At 48.8% G+C, this 1,098-nt stretch carries 2 protein-coding genes; one reads left to right on the top strand and one right to left on the bottom strand.

Annotated features, from left to right (window positions below; translation table 11 throughout):
* On the top strand, positions 1–787 hold a 787-nt coding region (accD, locus tag ACTHUM_RS14985), incomplete at its 5' end, for an acetyl-CoA carboxylase, carboxyltransferase subunit beta (RefSeq protein WP_440403288.1).
* Between the two features lie 63 nt (positions 788–850).
* Here accD and ACTHUM_RS14990 read toward each other — a convergent pair.
* The coding region (locus ACTHUM_RS14990; protein ID WP_440403289.1) for a GatB/YqeY domain-containing protein at positions 851–1,098 on the bottom strand (248 nt) is incomplete at its 5' end.

Genomic DNA, 1,098 nt, shown 5'->3' on the forward strand with positions numbered 1-1,098 from the left:
CAAATGTCCGTCTTGTTCGGCAACGGTTTACTCAACCGAGTTGAAACAAAACAGCGAAGTCTGCCCGAAATGTAATCATCACAATCCGCTTTCTGCGCGCGAACGTTTGGACCTGCTTTTGGATGAAGAAGGCCGTGAAGAGATTGCAGCCAATATTAAACCGACAGACCCGCTGAAATTTAAAGACAGCAAAAAATATCCGGATCGCCTTGCTGCTGCGCGCAAAGCAACCGGCGAAGACGATGCTTTGGTTGTTATGAAAGGCACCATGAACGGCCTGCCTGTCGTGGTGGCTGCGTTTGAATTCCGTTTTATCGGCGGCTCTATGGGTTCGGTCGTGGGTGAGCGTTTCGTTCAGGGTGTACGCCGTGCTGTTGCAGATAATTGTTCGTTTATTTGCGTGGCGGCTTCCGGTGGTGCGCGTATGCAGGAGGGTTTGAACTCTTTGATGCAGATGACGAAAACCAGCGCGGCTTTGCATTTGCTGACTGAAAAACGTCTGCCGTTTATTTCCGTATTGACCGACCCGACCATGGGCGGCGTATCTGCCAGCTTTGCCTTCTTGGGTGATGTGGTTTTGGCAGAACCGAATGCTCTGATTGGTTTTGCAGGTCCGCGCGTTATCGAGCAGACTGTACGCGAAACCTTGCCGGAAGGTTTCCAACGTGCAGAATTTTTGTTGGAGAAGGGCGCAATCGACCAAATTGTCGATCGCCGTTCCATGAAAAAACGTATCAGCGATTTGATTACTTTGTTGCGTCATGAAGGTAAAGTAACTGCTGCTTGATGAGCACAATAAGAAAGGCCGTCTGAAAATAATATTTCAGACGGCCTTTTTGATTATTGATGATTAAGCAGTCAATGCGGCTTTCAAAACCTTGTTGACTTCGCCCATGTCGGCTTTTCCGGTCAGGCGGGTTTTCAGTACGCCCATGACTTTACCCATATCTGCCATGCCTGATGCACCGGTTTCTGCAATAGTTGCTTCAACGACAGTTTTGATTTCTTCTGCAGACATCATTTGGGGCAGGTAGCGGTTGAGGATTTCGATTTCCGCGTTTTCTTTGTCAGCCAAATCTTGACGGCTGGCTTCGGTAT

It is taken from the genome of Neisseria sp. P0021.S006 (assembly GCF_051956895.1).